17 protein-coding genes are annotated in these 17223 nt (G+C 67.4%); 9 read left to right on the forward strand and 8 right to left on the reverse strand.

The features are described from left to right. Nucleotides 1-14 precede the first annotated feature (14 nt). Nucleotides 15-1025: a Bug family tripartite tricarboxylate transporter substrate binding protein gene (locus F624_RS0117970; protein ID WP_019575723.1), complete on the reverse strand. Its 1011-nt coding sequence runs from the start codon at nt 1023-1025 to the stop codon at nt 15-17. 64 nt (nt 1026-1089) lie between these two features. Beyond that, entirely contained in the window at nt 1090-2103 is a 1014-nt protein-coding gene (locus F624_RS0117975) for a Bug family tripartite tricarboxylate transporter substrate binding protein (RefSeq protein ID WP_019575724.1), read from the reverse strand. A 424-nt stretch (nt 2104-2527) separates the two neighbouring features. Here F624_RS0117975 and F624_RS0117980 point away from each other — a divergent pair, with 424 nt between their 5' ends. The 9 genes from F624_RS0117980 (at nt 2528) to F624_RS0118020 (ending at nt 11742) form a co-directional block, all read left to right on the forward strand. After that, entirely contained in the window at nt 2528-3301 is a 774-nt protein-coding gene (locus F624_RS0117980) for an SDR family oxidoreductase (protein ID WP_019575725.1), read from the forward strand. A gap of 141 nt (nt 3302-3442) precedes the next feature. Further along, nucleotides 3443-3952, forward strand: a complete 510-nt coding sequence (locus F624_RS0117985) for a cupin domain-containing protein (protein ID WP_031255442.1) — start codon at nt 3443-3445, stop codon at nt 3950-3952. Nucleotides 3953-3968: 16 nt separating this feature from the next. Next, entirely contained in the window at nt 3969-4787 is an 819-nt protein-coding gene (locus F624_RS0117990) for an alpha/beta fold hydrolase (RefSeq protein ID WP_019575727.1), read from the forward strand. Nucleotides 4788-4818: 31 nt separating this feature from the next. Continuing rightward, complete coding sequence (locus F624_RS0117995) at nt 4819-5640, forward strand: IclR family transcriptional regulator (protein ID WP_019575728.1); 822 nt, start codon at nt 4819-4821, stop codon at nt 5638-5640. After that, nucleotides 5637-7310, forward strand: a complete 1674-nt coding sequence (locus tag F624_RS0118000; RefSeq protein WP_031255444.1) for a thiamine pyrophosphate-binding protein — start codon at nt 5637-5639, stop codon at nt 7308-7310. The genes F624_RS0117995 and F624_RS0118000 overlap by 4 nt, the downstream gene beginning before the upstream one ends. Continuing rightward, nucleotides 7307-8134: an aspartate dehydrogenase gene (locus tag F624_RS0118005; RefSeq protein ID WP_019575730.1), complete on the forward strand. Its 828-nt coding sequence runs from the start codon at nt 7307-7309 to the stop codon at nt 8132-8134. The genes F624_RS0118000 and F624_RS0118005 overlap by 4 nt, the downstream gene beginning before the upstream one ends. Nucleotides 8135-8142: 8 nt before the next feature. Then, complete coding sequence (locus F624_RS0118010) at nt 8143-9615, forward strand: aldehyde dehydrogenase (protein ID WP_019575731.1); 1473 nt, start codon at nt 8143-8145, stop codon at nt 9613-9615. Between the two features lie 65 nt (nt 9616-9680). Then, nucleotides 9681-10460: an SDR family oxidoreductase gene (locus F624_RS0118015; RefSeq protein WP_019575732.1), complete on the forward strand. Its 780-nt coding sequence runs from the start codon at nt 9681-9683 to the stop codon at nt 10458-10460. Nucleotides 10461-10674: 214 nt separating this feature from the next. Continuing rightward, the gene (locus F624_RS0118020) at nt 10675-11742 is read left to right on the forward strand and encodes a PDDEXK nuclease domain-containing protein (protein ID WP_019575733.1); all 1068 of its coding nucleotides are present in this window, start codon (nt 10675-10677) and stop codon (nt 11740-11742) included. Nucleotides 11743-11865: 123 nt separating this feature from the next. Here the strand turns inward: F624_RS0118020 and F624_RS0118025 are convergent, their stop codons facing one another. From F624_RS0118025 to F624_RS0118050, 6 genes are all read right to left on the reverse strand, one after another. Then, the gene (locus F624_RS0118025) at nt 11866-12825 is read right to left on the reverse strand and encodes a PDR/VanB family oxidoreductase (protein WP_019575734.1); all 960 of its coding nucleotides are present in this window, start codon (nt 12823-12825) and stop codon (nt 11866-11868) included. 172 nt (nt 12826-12997) lie between these two features. Next, nucleotides 12998-14035: an aromatic ring-hydroxylating oxygenase subunit alpha gene (locus F624_RS0118030; protein ID WP_019575735.1), complete on the reverse strand. Its 1038-nt coding sequence runs from the start codon at nt 14033-14035 to the stop codon at nt 12998-13000. Between the two features lie 26 nt (nt 14036-14061). Continuing rightward, on the reverse strand, nt 14062-14289 hold the full coding sequence (locus F624_RS0118035) for a recombinase-like helix-turn-helix domain-containing protein (RefSeq protein WP_019575736.1): 228 nt from the start codon (nt 14287-14289) through the stop codon (nt 14062-14064). A 53-nt stretch (nt 14290-14342) separates the two neighbouring features. Next, nucleotides 14343-15308, reverse strand: a complete 966-nt coding sequence (locus F624_RS0118040; RefSeq protein ID WP_019575737.1) for a VOC family protein — start codon at nt 15306-15308, stop codon at nt 14343-14345. 32 nt (nt 15309-15340) lie between these two features. Then, nucleotides 15341-15820 carry a cupin domain-containing protein gene (locus tag F624_RS0118045; RefSeq protein ID WP_245573679.1) on the reverse strand — a complete coding sequence of 160 codons (480 nt, stop codon included), beginning with the start codon at nt 15818-15820 and terminating at the stop codon, nt 15341-15343. A 287-nt stretch (nt 15821-16107) separates the two neighbouring features. After that, nucleotides 16108-17109, reverse strand: coding sequence for an LLM class flavin-dependent oxidoreductase (locus F624_RS0118050; RefSeq protein WP_157443510.1), 1002 nt, complete (start codon nt 17107-17109; stop codon nt 16108-16110). Nucleotides 17110-17223: the final 114 nt, after the last annotated feature.

The raw sequence follows: 17223 nt of genomic DNA on the forward strand, positions 1-17223 counted from the left end.
GGTGGGTGCCAGGCTCAATCGGCCTGGATGCCGAAGTCCTTCACGACCTTGCCGAAGCGGGCCAGATCGGCTGCGTTGCTCTTTTCGAGACGGGCCGGGTCGCCCCCGAGCGGCAGGCCGCCGAAGGTGCCGACCTTGCTGACCACATCGGGCATCTTCAGGATGTCGTTCATGTGGGTGTTGAGCGTCTTCACGATGTCGGCGCTCAGGCCCTTGGGGCCGAACAGGCCTTGCCAGGCGGTGAGCTCGATGTCCTTGTAGCCCAGCTCGGCCAGGGTGGGCACATCCGGCGCCAGGGTGGATCGGTGGGTGTCGGCCACGCCCAGCAGCTTGACCTTGCCCGTGGCCAGGTGCGGGGCGACGGGGCCCAGGGTCATGAAGGTCAGCGGCACGTGGCCGCCCAGCACGTCGTTCACCGCCGGCGCCACGCCGCGGTAGGGCACGTGGGCCAGATCGGCGCCGGTGGCCTTGGTGAACATGGCGGCCAGGATGTGCATGGGCGAGCCGCTGCCCGGGGTGGCATAGGTCAGCGGCTTGGCCTTGGACTGGGCCACCAGATCCTTGATGTCCTTGATGCCGCTGGCGCCCGAGGCGGCCACGAACATGGGCATGGTGACGGTCTGGATGATGGGGGTGAAGCCGTTGAGCACGTCGTAGCCCGAGCCCGGGCCGGTCTTCATCACCAGTTGCGCGATCGAGAAGGTGCTGGGCGCCAGCAGCAGGGTGTAGCCATCGGCCGGGGCCTTGGACACGAAGGCGCTGCCGATGATGCCGCTGGCGCCGGGGCGGTTGTCCACCACCACAGGCTGGCCCAGGCGGCCTTGCAGCTTCTCGGCGAACAGGCGCGCCATGGCGTCGGTGTCGCCACCGGCGGGGTAGGCCACCACCAGGGTGATGGGCTTGTTGGGGTAGCCGCCCTGGGCCAGGGCGGGTTGGGCGACCGCGCCCAGCCCGAGGGCGGCGGCGGTCAGGGCCAGGGCATGGCGGCGGGTGAGGGCAAGGCGTTTGGACGTGGGGGTGGGCATGGGGAGGGTCCTGGGAGATGTTGTGGGGTGGGTCGGTGAGGGTTCTTGAATCGGGCACGGCCCGTCACTGGGCTTCGATCTTTCGGCTCTTGATGACGGGCAGCCAGGTCGCTGTCTCTTTTCGGATGACGTCGCCAAAGGCGGCGCCTGCGGTGATCCACACGACCAGGCCTTGTTTTTCGAGTTGGGCTTTGTTGGCGGGCGTGTTCAGAATCTGGCCGATGTCGGTGGCCAGTTGGGTGCGCACGGCCTCGGGCGTGCCCTTGGGGGCCATCACGCCGTACCACGAGGTCACGGCCACGCCGGGTACGCCGGCCTCGGCCAGCGTGGGCACCTCGGGCAGCAGGGGGGCGCGCACGGGGTCGGTCACCGCCAGGGCGCGCAGCTTGCCCTGCTGGATGTGCGGCAGCAGGGTGGGCAGGTTGCCCACGATCACCGGCACCGTGCCCCCCAGCACATCGTTGAGCGCAGGCGGCGAGCCCTTGTAGGCCACATGCAGCAGGTCGGCGCCGCTTTGTTGCTTGAACAGCTCGCCGGCCAGGTGCAGGCCCGAACCCACGCCCGGCGTGGCGTAACTCAAGGTGCCGGGATGGGCCTGGCTGAGCGCGATCAGTTCGCGGATGCTGCGTGCCGGCACCGCGGGGTTCACGGCCAGCACGTTGGGGGCCTTGGCCAGCGAGGCCACGGGGCTGAAGTCGGCCTCCACGTCGTAGCCCAGGCGGGGCATCAGTGTGGGGTTGATGGTCAGGTTGCCGGCCGGCACCACCAGCAGGGTGTGGCCCGTGGGGGCGGCCCGCTTGACCGCCTCGATGCCGATGTTGCCATTGGCGCCGGTGCGGTTGTCCACGATGGCCGCCTGCTTGTAGCGCTCACCCAGGCCGTTGGCCAGCATGCGGGCCAGCGTGTCCACCGGGCCACCGGCCGGGAAGGGCGCCACCAGCGTGAACGGCGCTGCCGCCAGGCTGCGTTGGGCCTCCGAGAGCTCGCCGGGGGCCGCGTGGCACAGGCTGGATGTGCCCAGCACGGTGCAGCACGCCACCGCCCAACGGCGAGCCAGGGCCAGGACGGGACGCTTCATGTCAAACCCTTGCCGCCGCATTGTGGCGGGCTGAGGGAGCCAACAGAACCTGGGGTGAGCATGGGGGCCTTTCGTTTTATATACGAAACGGTGATCAATAGATGAAACTATTTGAGGGAGAATACGAAGTACCCCCCGTTTTTCAAATAAGTAAAAGCACGTATTCATGGGGTGGTCACATCTGTGTTGTTGATCTGGCGCATGGACGAATGCCTGTGTTGGCCGCCTGAAAAAGTGGCATCGGCGACCCTTCTGGGTGTTTCAAAAACCCTGTGTGATAGTCGGGATAGGGGTGGAATTGTGGGTTGGTGACACAATTGCGATTCAAATACGAATCAACGTTTCATAAGTGAGACTGAAAAAGGCCGCGCTGAAGCCCGATCACCAAGACAGGGCGGCGCACGGCAGACACAGGAATCGAAGCATGAATCAGACCAGCGTTCCCTCTCTTGAAGGCCACCGCATCCTCATCACGGGCGGTGCCCGTGGCCTGGGCGAGGCCTTTGCCCGCGCCTGTGTGGCCGCCGGTGCCCGGGTCGCCCTGACCGATGTGCTGCATGAACGTGGCGAGGCCCTGGCCGCCGCACTGAACCAGGGCCGGGCCCAGCCCGTGGCGCATTACCTGCCCATGGATGTGTCCGATCCGCAGGCGATCGAGCAGGCCACGGCCGCTGCGGCCGAGCGCCTGGGCGGCCTGGATGGCCTGGTGAACAACGCCGCCATCACCAACTCGGGCGGCAAGGACATGGCCGACATCACAGTCGACACCTGGGACCGGGTGATGGCCGTCAACGTGCGCGGCCCCTGGCTGGTGACGGTGGCCGCACAGCGTTGGCTGCAGGATTCGGGTCGGGGCCGGGTGGTGAACATCGCCTCCGACACCGCGCTGTGGGGGGCCCCGCGCCTGATGGCCTACGTGGCCAGCAAGGGCGCCGTGATGTCCATGACCCGCTCGATGGCGCGCGAACTGGGCGCGCACGGTGTCACCGTCAATGCGGTGGCGCCGGGTCTGACCCTGGTCGAGGCCACCGAATACGTGCCCGAAGCCCGCCACCGCCTGTACAGCGAAGGCCGCGCCATCAGCCGGGCCCAGGTGCCTGACGATGTGGTCGCCACCGTGCTGTTCCTGCTGTCCGAAGGCAGCGGCTACGTGACCGGCCAGGTGCTGCCGGTCAATGGCGGCTTCGTCATGAACTGACCCCCCCTACCAACCCACCGCATTGTTTTGCAAGGAGTCCCCATGAGCACACCCCACACCCCCGCGGCCAACGAGCCGGTGTTCAACGAACGCGGCCTGCAGGATGCGCGCATCCCGCCCGAGGCTGAAATCCAGCAGGCCATGATGCAGGCCCCGGGCCAGAGCTTTGCCGAGTGGATGGAGTCGCGCGTGGCGCGCCGTTCCACCCGCCGCTACGACTGGGACGCGCTGAAGTTCCAGGCCGATTTCGACCCCAAGTACCGCCGCGCCCAAATGCGCTATGTGGGCACCGGCGGCACCGGTGTGGCCGCTGACAACAACACCGTGCCCTCGGCCCACTTCACCTTCTCGACCATGGTGATCCCGGCGGGCAACATCGGCCCCTCGCACATCCATTACGACGTGGAAGAGATCTTCTTCGTGATGCGCGGCGCCATGAAAGTGATCTGCGAAAAAGACGGCCAGCGCTGGGAGACCGTGGTGGGCGAGCGCGATCTGATCTCGGTGCCGCCCGGCGTGTACCGCGAAGAGCACAACATCGGCGACGAAGACGCACTGATGTGTGTGATGCTGGGCTCGCCCAAGCCCATCACCCCGGTCTACCCGCCGGATTCGCCCCTGGCCAAGATCAAGCGCGACCTGGGTCGCTGAAGCAGGCGCCACGAACATGAGCTTGCAAGAACTGGCACAGCAGTGGCCTGCCCAGGTGGTGTCGACCGCCGGGGGTGATATCGCCTACCGCCGGGCGGGCCAAGGCCCCTTGCTGGTGCTGTTGCACGGCATTGGGTCGGCCTCGGGCAGTTGGTTGCGTCAGTTGCAAACCCTGCAAAGCCGCTTCACCGTGCTGGCCTGGGACGCCCCCGGTTACGGCCAAAGCACCCCGGTCGAAGCCGAATGGCCGACGGCCGCCGACTACGGCGCGCGGGTCTGGCCATGGCTGCAGGCCCTGGGACTGGCGCAGCAACCAATCCGGCTGGCTGGCCACTCCCTGGGTTGCCTGATGGCGGCCGCGGCGGTGGCACAGCGCCCGCAGGCGGTGGCGCGGCTGGTCCTGCTCTCGCCGGCGCTGGGCTATGGCCTGGCTGATCCCGCCCTGCGCGACAGCAAGCTGCGCGACCGCCTGGCCAATCTGGAGCGCCTGGGCCCGGCCGGCATGGCCGAGCACCGGGGGGCCGCCATGCTCTCGGCCCAGGCCGATGCGCCCCTGGTGGCGTATGTGAAATCGATCATGGCAGCCATCGTCCCGGCCGGTTACACCCAGGCCGCCCGGCTGCTCGCCAACGCCGATCTCGACAGCCTGCTGGCTGCGGTAACCTGTCCGGTCACCGTGGCCAGTGGCAGCGCTGACACCATCACCCCGGCGGCCGCCTGCGAAGCGCTGGCGCACCGGGTGGGTGCTCCCTATCTCTCACTGGGCCCGGTGGGCCATGCCTGCGCGCTGGAGGCCGCCGATGCGGTCAATGCCCTGCTGCAGGCCACCCCCTGAACACAGATCGAGAGACCAGGAGAACCAACACATGAACAACGCAAGCGACCGCTACCTTGTCCCGGGCCTGGCCCGTGGCCTGCAATTGCTGGGCTGCTTCACCCGCCAGGAGCCGCAGCTCACCGGCGCCGAGCTGTCGCGCCGCCTCGATGTGCCGCGCGCCTCGGTGTTCCGCCTGCTGCAGACCCTGGAGCAGATGGGCTTTGTCGAGCGCGTCAGCGACAGCCCCAATTACAAGCTGAGCATCGGGGTGCTGCGCCTGGGCTTCGAATACCTGGCCTCGATGGAATTGACCGAGCACGGCATTCCCATCATCGAAGGCCTGCGCGACCAGAGCGGCTACTCGGCCCATCTGGTGGTCCGCGATGGGCGCGAGGTGGTGTTTGTCGCCAAGGCCATGGGCCGCCAGTCGGTGTTCCATTCGATCCAGGTCGGTGCGCGTCTGCCGGCCCATGCGACCGTGCTGGGCCGCCTGCTGCTGTCCAACCTCGACATGGCCGGCCTGTCCCAGCTCTACCCCGAGCCGGCACTGCATGCCTACACCCCCAAGACGCCCACCACCCTGGTGCAGCTCAAGGCCCTGATCGATCAGGACATGGCCAATGGCTACGGCATCAGCCAGGGCGGCTTCGAGACCGGCATCTCGACCATTGCCGCCCCTGTTTTCAATGACCGCCACAACGTGGTGGCGGCCGTCAGCTTGACCGTGCCTGCGCAGCAGATCGAGGCCGATCAGGCCCGCAGCCTGGTCCAACTGGTGCAGCAAGCCGCTGCCCAGGTCACCCAACGCATCAGCCACCTGCCCCAGCGCGGCGGCATGAACGTCAACCCCCTCCCACCCCCCACACCATGACCACAGCAGCCCCCCATCGCATCACCGTTGGCGAACTTGCCGCCCGATTCCTAGAGCAATGTGGTGTTCGCGCCGCCTTTGGCGTGATCTCGATTCACAACATGCCCATCCTCGACGCTTTCCACCGGCGTCAGAAGATCCGATTCGTGTCGGCACGGGGCGAGGCCGGGGCCTGCAACATGGCCGATGCCTACGCCCGTGTCAGCGGTGCCCTGGGGGTGTGCGTCACCAGCACCGGCACCGGTGCCGGCAATGCCGCTGGTGCCCTGATCGAGGCCCTCACCGCCGGCACGCCCCTGCTGCACCTGACCGGTCAGATCGAGTCGCCCTACCTGGACCGCGACCTCGGCTACATCCACGAAGCCCCGGCCCAACTGGCCATGCTGCAATCGGTGGGCAAGGCGGCCTTCCGCATCCGCAACGCTGAAACCGCCCTGGCCACGCTGCGTGAGGCGGCCCGCCTGGCCTTCACCCCGCCCTGTGGGCCCGTCAGCATCGAAATCCCGATCGACGTGCAGGCCACCCTGCTCGATCTGCCGGCCGATCTGCGCCCCCTGCCGCTGCGCCCGGTGCAGCCTGAGGCCGAGAGCGTGCAGGCCCTGGCCGATGCCCTGGCCGGTGCCAAGCGCCCCCTGCTGTGGCTGGGCGGCGGTGCGCGCGGTGCCAGCGCCGCCGTGGCCCGCTTCGTGAAGCTGGGCTGGGGCGTGGTGACCTCGGTGCAGGGGCGCGGCATCCTGGCCGAAGACCACCCCGCCAGCCTGGGCTCGTACAACCTGCAAAAGCCCGCCGAAGACCTGTACCAGAGCTGCGACGCCCTGCTGGTGGTGGGCTCGCGCCTGCGCAGCAACGAAACCCTGCGCTACAAGCTCAAGCTGCCGCAGGCCCTCTACCGCATCGACGCCAATGCCCTGGCCCACAACCGTGGCTACAACAGCCAGTACTTTGTGCAGGGCGATGCCGAGCTCACGCTGAACGCGCTGGCCGATCTGCTGGAAGGCCGCATGCAGGTCGACCCGCAACTGGTGCCCGACGTGCAGAAGGCGCGTGCCGCCGCCGCCGCCCATGTGGACGACACCCTGGGTGCGTACGCTGAACTCAAGAACCAGGTGGGTGCCGTGGCCGGCAAGAACCTGTGGTGGGTGCGCGACATCACCTTGTCCAACAGCATGTGGGGCAACCGCGCCCCGGTGCTGGACCACCCCCGGGCCGGCGTGCACGCCCTGGGCGGCGGCATCGGCCAGGGCCTGGCCATGGCCATCGGCACCTCGGTGGCCAACACCGAGCACCAGCTCGGCCGCAAGACGGTGGCCCTGGTGGGCGACGGCGGCTTCATGCTCAACGTGGGCGAGCTGGCCTGCGCCGTGCAAGAGAACGCCGACCTGGTGGTGCTGCTGATGAACGACAGCCGCTATGGCGTGATCAAGAACATCCAGGACGACATCTATGGCAGCCGCCATTGCTATGTCGAGCTGCACACCCCTGATTTCGCGAATTTCTGTGCCAGCCTCCAGGCCCACCACTTCCTGCTCGACAGCCCGGCGCGCACCGCCGAGGTGCTGGGCCAGGCCCTGGCTGCCAAGGGCCCGGTGGTGGTCGAGGTGGACATGAAGGCCTGGGGCCCGTTCGCCGCCAAGTTCGCCGGCCCGATCCTCAAGAAGGAGGCCGCATGAACTCCGCCAGCATGCAGGCCCGTCCCGTGCGTGCAGCCCAGCCCGTCACCCTGATCGGTTTTGGCGCGATCGGCAAATCGATCTTCCAACGCATAGCCGGCGACCCGGGCGTGCGCATCACCCACATCGTGGTCCAGGCCGCCGGTCTGGACGAGGCCCGTGCCGTGGTGGGTGAGGCCGCCACCGTGACCACGGCAGTGCCCGCCGAAGCCACCCTGGTGCTGGAATGCGCCGGCCATGCGGCCCTGATCGAGCACGTGGTGCCGGCGCTGCAGCGCGGCGTGGAATGCGCGGTGCTGTCGATCGGTGCCCTGTCGGGCCCCGGCATGGCCGAGCAGCTGGCCGCGGCCGCCGAGCAGGGCGCCACCCAGCTGCACCTGCTGTCGGGCGCCATTGGCGGGGTGGATGCCATCGCGGCTGCGCGCCTGGCCGGCCTCACCGAGGTGCGCTACACCGGCCGCAAGCCGCCCTCGGGCTGGCGCGGCACCCCGGCCGAAGCGGTGTGCGATCTTGCCGCCATCACCGAGCCCACCGTGATCCTGGAGGCCACGGCCCGCGAAGCGGCTCAGCTCTACCCCAAGAACGCCAACGTGGCCGCCACCCTCTCCCTGGCCGGCCTGGGCCTGGACGCCACCCGGGTGTGCCTGATCGCCGACCCCACGGTCAGCGAGAACATCCACCAGATCAGCGTGCGCGGCGAGTTCGGCGAGATGGAGCTGACCATGCGCGGCAAGCCCCTGGCCGACAACCCCAAGACCTCGGCACTGACCGTGTTGTCGGGCCTTCGTTTCCTGCACAACCGCGGCGCCGCCGTCACTGTCTGAGAACTCCCATGAGCGAAAAACTGCAAACCCTGCTGGCCGGGCGTTGGCGCGACGCCTCCGGCCCCGAATACGCCACCGAGTACCCGCACGACGGCAGCACCGTCGCCACCCTGCACGCGGCCACCGCGGCCGATGTGGACGAGGCGGTGCAATGCGCCGAGCGCGCCCGCCAACAGCCCTCGTGGGCCGGCCTCAAGCGGCATGAGCGCGCCGCCATCCTGCACCGCATTGCCGCAGGCATCCGCGAGCGCGGTGAAGAGCTGGCCCAGCTGCAGCGCCTGGACAACGGCAAGCCGATCAAGGAAACCCGGGCCCTGGTGGCCAGCGCGGCTGGCACCTTCCAGTTCTTTGCCGCCGCCTGCGAAACCTGGGAAGACCAGCTCACGCCTTCGCGCGGCGACTACTTCACCCTCAGCGCGCACGAGCCGCTGGGCGTGGTGGGGGCCATCACGCCCTGGAATTCGCCCATCGCCAGCGAGGCGCAAAAGCTGGCCCCGGCGCTGGCTGCCGGCTGTGCTGTGGTCTTCAAGCCCGCCGAAATCACCCCGCGCATGGCCATCGAACTGGCCCGCATCGCCCAGCAGGCCGGCGTGCCCGACGGCATCATCAGCGTGCTGCCGGGCAAGGGCTCGATCGTGGGCGATGCCCTGGTCAAGCACCCCCTGATCAAGCGCATTGCCTTCACCGGCGGCACCACCGTGGGCCTGGGCATCGCCCGCCTGGCGGCCGAAAAGCTCATGCCCACCTCGTTGGAGCTGGGCGGCAAGTCGCCCACCATCGTGTGTGCTGATGCCGACCTGGACCACGCCGTGGCCGGGGTGCTGTACGGCATCTTCAGCTCCTCCGGCGAATCCTGCATCGCCGGCTCGCGGGCCTTTGTGCACGAAAGCGTCTATGCCGAATTCAAGGCCCGCCTGCTGGCCGGCGTGAAGGCGCTGCGCGTGGGCGACCCGTCCAGCGAAAGCACCCAGATGGGCCCTCTGGTCAACCCCGGCCACCGCGCTTCGGTCGAACGCTATGTGCAACTCGGCCTGGACGAGGGCGGCCAACTGCTGGCCGGCGGCGTGCGCCCCGAGGGCGCCCAGTTCGAGCGCGGCAGCTACTACACCCCCACCGTGATCGAAGGCCTGAGCAACAGCACCCGCATGTGCCAGGAAGAGATCTTCGGCCCGGTGCTGGCCCTGCTGCCCTGGCGCGACGAGGCCGACCTGGTCGCCCAGTGCAACGACAACGTGTTCGGCCTGGCCTCGGGCATCTGGACGCGCGACTACAAGACAGCCTGGCGCCTAGGCCAGGCCCTGCAGACCGGCACGGTTTGGGTCAACACCTACAAGGTGTTCTCGGTCAGCACGCCCTTCGGTGGCGTCAAGATGAGTGGCACGGGGCGCGAAAAGGGCCGCCTGGGCATCCTGGAGTACACGGCCCAGAAAAGCTGGTACTGGGGCCTGAACGAGTCGCCTATGCCCTGGGCCACGGCCTGAAGCATCCGCCAGGCGCCACGCCTGTTGAGTGCGCTGGCGCGGCGCCGATCAAGGAGAACTGAGTCATGGATCTTGGAATTTCGGGCCGCAAGGCCCTGGTGTGCGGCGCCAGTTCGGGCCTGGGCCTGGCCTGTGCCACCGCCTTGGTGCGTGAAGGCGTGCAGGTGGTCATCGTGGCCCGCACGGAAGGCCCGCTGCGCGAGGCTGCCGAGCGGCTCAACGCCCTCGGGCCGGGCCGGGCCGAATGGGTGGCCGCCGATGTGGCCAGCGCCGAAGGGCGCGCCCGCATCTTTGCCGCCCACCCCGACTTCGACATCGTGGTCACCAACGCGGGCGGCCCGCCGCCCGGCGACTTCCGCCAGTGGCAGCGCGAGGACTGGATCAAGGCCCTGGACGCCAACATGCTGGCGCCCATCGAGCTGATCAAGGCCACGCTGGACGGCATGATGGCGCGCGGCTTCGGCCGAATCGTCAACATCACCTCCAGCGCGGTCAAGGCGCCGGTGGATGGCCTGGGCTTGTCCAATGGCGCGCGCAGCGGCCTGACCGGCTTTGTGGCCGGGCTGGCGCGCAGCACCGTGGCGCGCGGCGTGACCATCAACAACGTGCTGCCCGGCACCTTCGACACGGCCCGCCTGGCCGGCAACTTCGAAGCCCAGGCGCGGCGCGAAGGCAGCACCGCCGAGGCCGTGCGCGCCGCCCGCATCGCCCGCCACCCGGCCCGCCGCCTGGGCCAGCCCGAGGAACTCGGCAACACCTGCGCCTACCTGTGCAGCGTGCATGCGGGGTACATCAACGGGCAGAACGTGTTGCTGGATGGGGGCTCTTACCCGGGCACTTTCTGAGGCTCTGAAGCTTGCTTCAAGGCAGAGCTTTTGACGTGCAGCGGTTTGTCCCTGGCTTTGGGCGGCTCATGTCTGTGCTTCGCCGTCCACCGGGCCGCGTGGCCACTTCCATGCACCCCTGATCGTTCCAGGCCCGATGGCCATGACGGCCACAGGCGCTGGTGGCAACACACTCTTTGCAACTCAGGGGGCCCACCCTGCAAGGAGTTCTCGCATGAAACACGCGCCTGCCTCAGACGCTGCGCCCCTTTCCGGTCTGTTGGAGGCTTTGCGAGACGCGATTCATCGCGGGCGTCGTCAGGCCCTGCGTGCGGTGGATGTGGCACAGGTGAGTACATGTTGGGAGATCGGGCGTCACATTGTCGAGTTTGAGCAAGGCGGAGCGTCTCGGGCCACCTACGGTCAAAAGCTGCTGCCACGGCTGGCGGAAGCCCTCAGCCGGGAATTTGGCAAGGGCTTTGACGTCTCCAACCTCAGGCACATGCGTGGCTTCTTCCTGAGTTTCCCAATTCGCGACGCACTGCGTCGGGAATTGAGTTGGACCCATTACAGAATGCTTTTGCGCGTCGGCGATCCGCAAGCCCGTCGTTGGTACATGACCGAAGCGGCCAGCCAGAATTGGAGTTCCCGGGTGCTTGATCGACAGATCGACACCCTCTATTACGAGCGGCGACTGCTCGGCAGCGATCCTGTCGTATCGACTTCCGAGAGCGTGCCCCCCACCCGCGGACCAGCGCCAAAGCCGCGTGACTTTTTGCGAGACCCCGTGATGCTGGAGTTCCTGGGTTTGCCCGGGTCAGGGCGTTTGCTGGAGTCCAGCTTGGAGCAGGCCTTGATGGACAAACTGCAATCTTTTCTGCTGGAACTGGGGAAAGGGTTTGCCTTCGTGGCACGCCAACAGCGCGTGAGCACAGATTTTCAGGACTTCTACATCGATCTGGTGTTCTACTACTACCTTCTCAAGTGCTTTGTGTTGATCGATCTGAAGGCGGGTCGACTGACCCATCAGGACATCGGGCAGATGGACATGTATGTGCGCATGTACGACGAGCTCAGACGTGGGCCGGCAGACAACCCGACGGTGGGCATCCTGTTGTGCGATCAGAAAGATCTGTCGGTGGCCCGATATTCCATCTTGAAAGGCAGCGAACAGATATTTGCTTCTCAATACAGGCTGGTGTTGCCGTCTGAGGATGAATTGCGTGAGGCCATTGAGCAGGAGCGTGCTGCCTGGGAGGAGATCGAGCCACTGGCGCGCAAGTCGTTCCCTCGCGAGACCTGACAACGCCCTGGAGACCTTCTCATCGCATGCTGCTTGAGCGGGCCCCGCCCAGGGGGGGCGGGGCCCTGAGGCCCACCTGCATCACTCCAAATGCTTGGCTGACACCGGTTGAGGGCGGCTCGCTCAAAGATCCAGCACCAGTCTCTCGCTCTTGCAGCCGGACACGCAGATCATCATCACCTTGTTGGCCGCGCGTTCGGCGGTGCTGAGCACCGAGTCGCGGTGGTCGGGCTGGCCGTCGAGCACGCGGGTTTCGCAGGCGCCGCAGATGCCTTCTTCGCAGCTGGTGACGCAGTTCACCTTGGCGGCGTTCAGGGCTTGCAGCAGGCTCTGGCCGGCTTCGACCGAGATCGTCTTGCCGCTGCGCTTGAGCTCCACCGTGTAGCTCTGGCGGGCGTCCGAGGCGGCGGCCACTTCGACGGCGGTGAAGCGCTCGATGTGGGCGTTGGCATAGCCCAGCTCGGCGCAGAACTTTTCGAAGGCGTCGAGCATCACGGCGGGGCCGCAGGCGTAGTAATGGGTGTCGGCCTGGGCCGGCCGGGCGGCCAGCAGGGCTTTCAGGTCAGGCGGGCCGTTCTGTTCGTCGTCGAAATGCAGGTGCAGCGGGGCGCCCAGGGCCTGCAGTTCGGCGATGAAGGCGGCGCTCTTGCGCGAGCGGGCAAAGTACAGCACTTCGAAGGAACGGCCCAGCTGCTTCAGCCGCGTGGCCATGCACAGGATGGGCGTGACGCCGATGCCACCGGCCACCAGCACCGAGTGGCCGGCGTCTTCGTGCAGCGCAAAGTTGTTGCGCGGCTCGCTGATGTCGATGCTCTGGCCCACGCGCAGGGCTTCGTGCACGCAGCGCGAGCCGCCGCGGCTGCGCCGGTCTTTCAGCACCCCCAGCACATAGCGGTGGCGTTCGCCGGCGGCGTTGAGCAGCGAGTAGCTGCGCACCAGCCCGTTGGGCAGGTGCAGGTCGATGTGGGAGCCGGCGGCGAACTCGGGCAGTTCACCTCCGCCGGCGCGCCGCAGTTCGACGCTGTGGATGTCCTCGGCCTCGTAACGAAGCGCGTGGATGTAGGCTTTGATTGGATTCGACATGGCCGTGACGGGGGGCTGTGGGTGAGGGTCGGGAGGGCTTGAGTTTAATGTTGGTCACAGAGCGCCGCGCCCCCGAGGCAGGCTGGTAGCCAGAGCTTGCCAGGTGCAGTCGGGGGCGCTTGGTGGCCGCTTTCAGGGCGTGCCGGGCGGTTCAGGTTCAGGCCGCTTGCGCTCAGGCCGGGGTGGCGGCGCGGTCGATCTGGGCCTGGGCCAGGCCCTTCAGGTGGCGGCGCAGGCGCACGATGCCCATGTCGTGGGCGTACAGGAACTCGCGCTGGTTGGCATCGGGCTCCATGGTCTCGACGGCCACGCGGTCCTGCTCCAGCACATTCCAGTGGCGCTGCTCAAGGCGGTTCTTGTACAGGAAGCGCCAGGTGTCGCGCTGCCAGCCATCCACCTTGCGGCAGCGCCAGTGGAACACGCCCGAGGCCTGGCGGCTGATGGGGGTGTAGCTGCCAATGATGGCGAAGTTGCCGCCAGGGCCGCCGGTCTTCGGGTAGGGGATCTCGAGGCGCATCAGGTGGATGCCGGTGTCGATCCACTCGGTCCAGTCGAAGTTGACGTTGCGCTGGCCCTTTTTCTCGAACACGAAGCCGGTGTCGGTGTCGCGGATGTGGAATTCGGCCGTCACATCGCCTTCGTACATGGTGTGCGACTGCTTGTGCAGGTAGGTGCCGTGCATGGGGTCGATCACGTTGTCGATCACATAGCGGTAGTCGCAGCCCCATTCGGTGTAGCACAGGAAGGACGACCACTCGGGCGAGGTCAGCTCTTCGGGCAGGCGCAGCGGCGGCGGGGTGTCGATCTGCGGCTCGGTCGAGTTGAACAGAAAGATCGCGCCATTGCTTTCCACCGCGTGGAACATGCGGGTGGTGCGCGAGCCTTCGAGCTTGCAGCCGGGCATGGCGGGCACGCTGGTCACGGTGCCGTCGTGGCTCACTTCAACGCCGTGGTAAGGGCAGGCGATGCGGTCGCCCAGGATCACCCCCAGCGACAGCGGTGCGCCGCGGTGCGGGCAGTGGTCTTCCAGGGCGTGAACCTTGCCTTCGTGGTCGCGCCACAAGGCGATCTTGTAGCCCATGCGGCGCAGCGAGATCGGGTCGTTCTTGAGGAAGGACGACGGGCAGATCGGGAACCACAGGTCTTTCAGGCCCACGGCCAGGGCGGCGTCGACCGGGTCTTGCTGGAAATAGACGTTGGACGTTTGCATCTTGATGTGCTCCAGGGTGGGGTGAATCAGGCGCCGAGGCGGGCCATCTCGGCCTTGAAGGTCTCGACCGTCCAGGGCTGGCTGTTGGGGCCGGCCGGGCCGGCCTTGTTCAGGTAGTCGATCAGGGGTTCGATCTCGTGCAGGCCTTGCGCGAAGGCGCGCTCGATCGAGTCGCCCAGCAGGTTTTCGTACGCGGTCGGTGTGGCGTCACGGTGCTGATGGGTTTCGTTGTAGAGAGGGGGGGTGTTGCTCATCAAAAACCTCCGGGTGCTTCGGTGGGTGTCAGTTAGGGACGAATAGGCGGTGATCAGTCTTTGGGGCGGTCCGTCATGAAACGGCCGCTCGGCGCGTCGGCGTTGACCTGGCGTCGTGTCTGGCCGTCGATGCCGCCCTTGATGGCCCATTCCGCAAACACGGTGGGGCCGGGGGTGAAATCGCGAGGCTGCCAGTCGGCGGTCAGCTCGTCTTCGTCGGTGTAGTACTCGACCAGGGCGCCTGCCGGGCTGATGAAGTACCAGAACAGCGCTGACGAGATCGGGTGCCGGCCCGGGCCGAGTTCGGTGCTCCAGCCGCAGCGCGACATGTGCATACCGCCGCCAATCACCTCGTGCAGGTCACGCACCGTGAAGGCCACGTGGTTCAGGCCGGCGCGGGGCTCGGGCAGTTGCAGCAGGAACAGGTCGTGGTGGCCGCCCTCGGGGGCGCAGCGCATGAAGTGGCCGCGACCGGGGTAGCGGTCGGACACGACAAAGCCCAGGTGCTGTTCATAGAAGGCGGTGGTGGCCGCCAGGTCTTTCACGAAGAACACCACATGGCCCACCTCGACCGGCGTGGCACGGTCGTAGGCCGGGCTGGGCTGGTTCACCCGACCACGTGTGGCCCAGGTGTTGGTTTGGGCGCAGGGCAGGTCGAGCACGCGCTTGCGGGTCACCTGCACCCGCACGGCCAGGCCGTTGGGGTCGGTGCAGCCGATGCGCTGGCCGTCGTCCACATAGCCGGGCTGGCCAGCCAGGCGTTTGCGCAGCGCCTCCAGTTCGGCGTTGGAGCCCACGGCCCACACCACTTCACGCAGCGTGGGGTCGGCCTCGATGCCGGCGGGCAGGCCGGGCTTGTCGGAATGGGCCACCTTGACGCGGCAGCCGTTGAGCGACTCGAACACCAGCTCTTGCGGCTCTTCGGCCACCAGGTGCAGGCCCCAGTCGCTGAAGAATTGGCGGCACTTGGCCAGATCCGCCGCACCGAAGGTGATTTCGTCAATGCCCTGAACACTCATGTTGTTTCCTCGTGGGGGTGCGTTGCGCAGGCTCAGCGCTTGACTTTGGCCAGGGGGTGGCTGGGCGGGTAGGTCGGGGTCACCGGCTTGGGGTTGCCCACCATCACACACATCAGGGCTTCTTCGTCGCCGATGTTGATCACGCCACGGTACACGCCCACCGGCCAGGAGATCAAGTCGCGCTCGCCGGCTTCCATTTCCCAGGTTTCACCGTTCAGTTCGGCGATCAGCTTCACCCGACCGCGCAGCACGAAGAACACTTCTTCGGCATCGGTGTGGATGTGCAGCGGGCCTTCGGCGCCAGCCGGCAGGATCATGGTGGAGAAGGTGAAGTGCTCGGCCACCACGGTGTTTTCGTCACTGGCCACGCCGGTGGCGCCCGTGCCCACGTAGCGCATCTGGGCCCGGGCGTACTTGGGGTCGAAGTCGGCCTGGAACTTCAAGGCCTCCCAGTCGTAGCGCCGGGTGGCACGGGTGGCCACCCGCGACTTCAGCCATTGCGCCAGGTTCATGCCCTCGGGGGGCTGGTACGCGGTTTGCACGCCTTCGGCGGCCGCTGATGCACTCATGACGTTCTCCAATCCGGTTCGTTTCTTAGGTAAAACATAGTTTCGTGATTGAAACGAGCCGAGTCTATCGCAGAGTGGCCGAAATTCCAAGAATTTCAGGTCAATGCTTGAGTGGAAAACTCGGGGCCTGGGGAGGGGGGCGTGCACATCCGGCGGGCCGGTCTGGCCGCCGTCATGGCCCGCCGGTGTGCATGCAAGAAGCGGGCGCGCAGCGCCCGGGGGGGGGCGGTTCAGCCGCGCAGCGCTGCGGCGGCAATGTCCAGCGAGCGCAGGCGCAGCGCAGGGTCGAACACATCGCTGACCAGCATGAACTCGTCGGCCTGGGTCAGGTCGGCCAGCCGGGCCAGGCCTTCGCGCACGGTGCCCGGCCCGCCCACCACGGCGGCGGCCAGAAAATCATCGATCGCGGCGCGCTCCTGCGGGGCCAACTGGGCCCGGTAGTGCGGCACAGGGGGCTGCAGGCGGCGCCGGTCGCCGGTCAGGATGCCCAGCACCCGCTGGTAGGTGCTGCTGGCCAGGAACTCGGCCTCTTCATCGGTGGGGGCGGCGATCAAGGGCACACCGATCACCACATGCGGCTTCTCCAGTGTGGCCGAGGGCTTGAACAGGCGCCGGTACAGGTCCACCGCCTGCAGCAGCATGCGTGGCGCAAAGTGCGAGGCAAAGGCGTAGGGCAGGCCGCGCTCGGCGGCCAACTGGGCCGAGAAGAGGCTGGAACCCAGCAGCCAGATTGGCACGTTGGTGCCGGCGCCCGGCATGGCGATCAGGCGCTGGCCGGGTTGCGCCGGGCCCAGCAGGCGCTGCAGCTCGGCCACGTCGCGCGGAAAGTCTTCTTCGGTCTCCACCCGGTCACGGCGCAGCGCCCGCATGGTCAGCCCGTCGGTACCCGGCGCACGGCCCAGGCCCAGGTCGATGCGGCCCGGGTACAGCTCGGCCAGGGTGCCGAAGGCCTCGGCCACCACCAGCGGCGCATGGTTGGGCAGCATCACGCCGCCCGAGCCCACGCGGATGCGCTCGGTGCCGCCGGCAATGTGGCCCACCAGCACGGCGGTGGCCGAGCTGGCGATGCCGCTCATGTTGTGGTGCTCGGCCAGCCAGTAGCGCGTGAAGCCGAGCTTTTCGGCGTGCTGGGCGGTGCGCAGGGCGATGGCCAGCGCGTCGGCCACGGTGCCGCCTTCGCGCACCGCCACCAGGTCGAGCATGGACAGGGCAATGTCTTGCAGTGGTTTCATGCCATCCATTGTGCGGCGCTCGCATGACCTGCGCACGGGAGGTGAATTGCGTGGTGATTTATTCGGTCTTTGATTGCAAATATGGATAAATATTCACACCAATGGCTAAGAAGA

The sequence above is a fragment of the Curvibacter lanceolatus ATCC 14669 genome, assembly GCF_000381265.1.
Classification (GTDB): domain Bacteria; phylum Pseudomonadota; class Gammaproteobacteria; order Burkholderiales; family Burkholderiaceae_C; genus Curvibacter; species Curvibacter lanceolatus.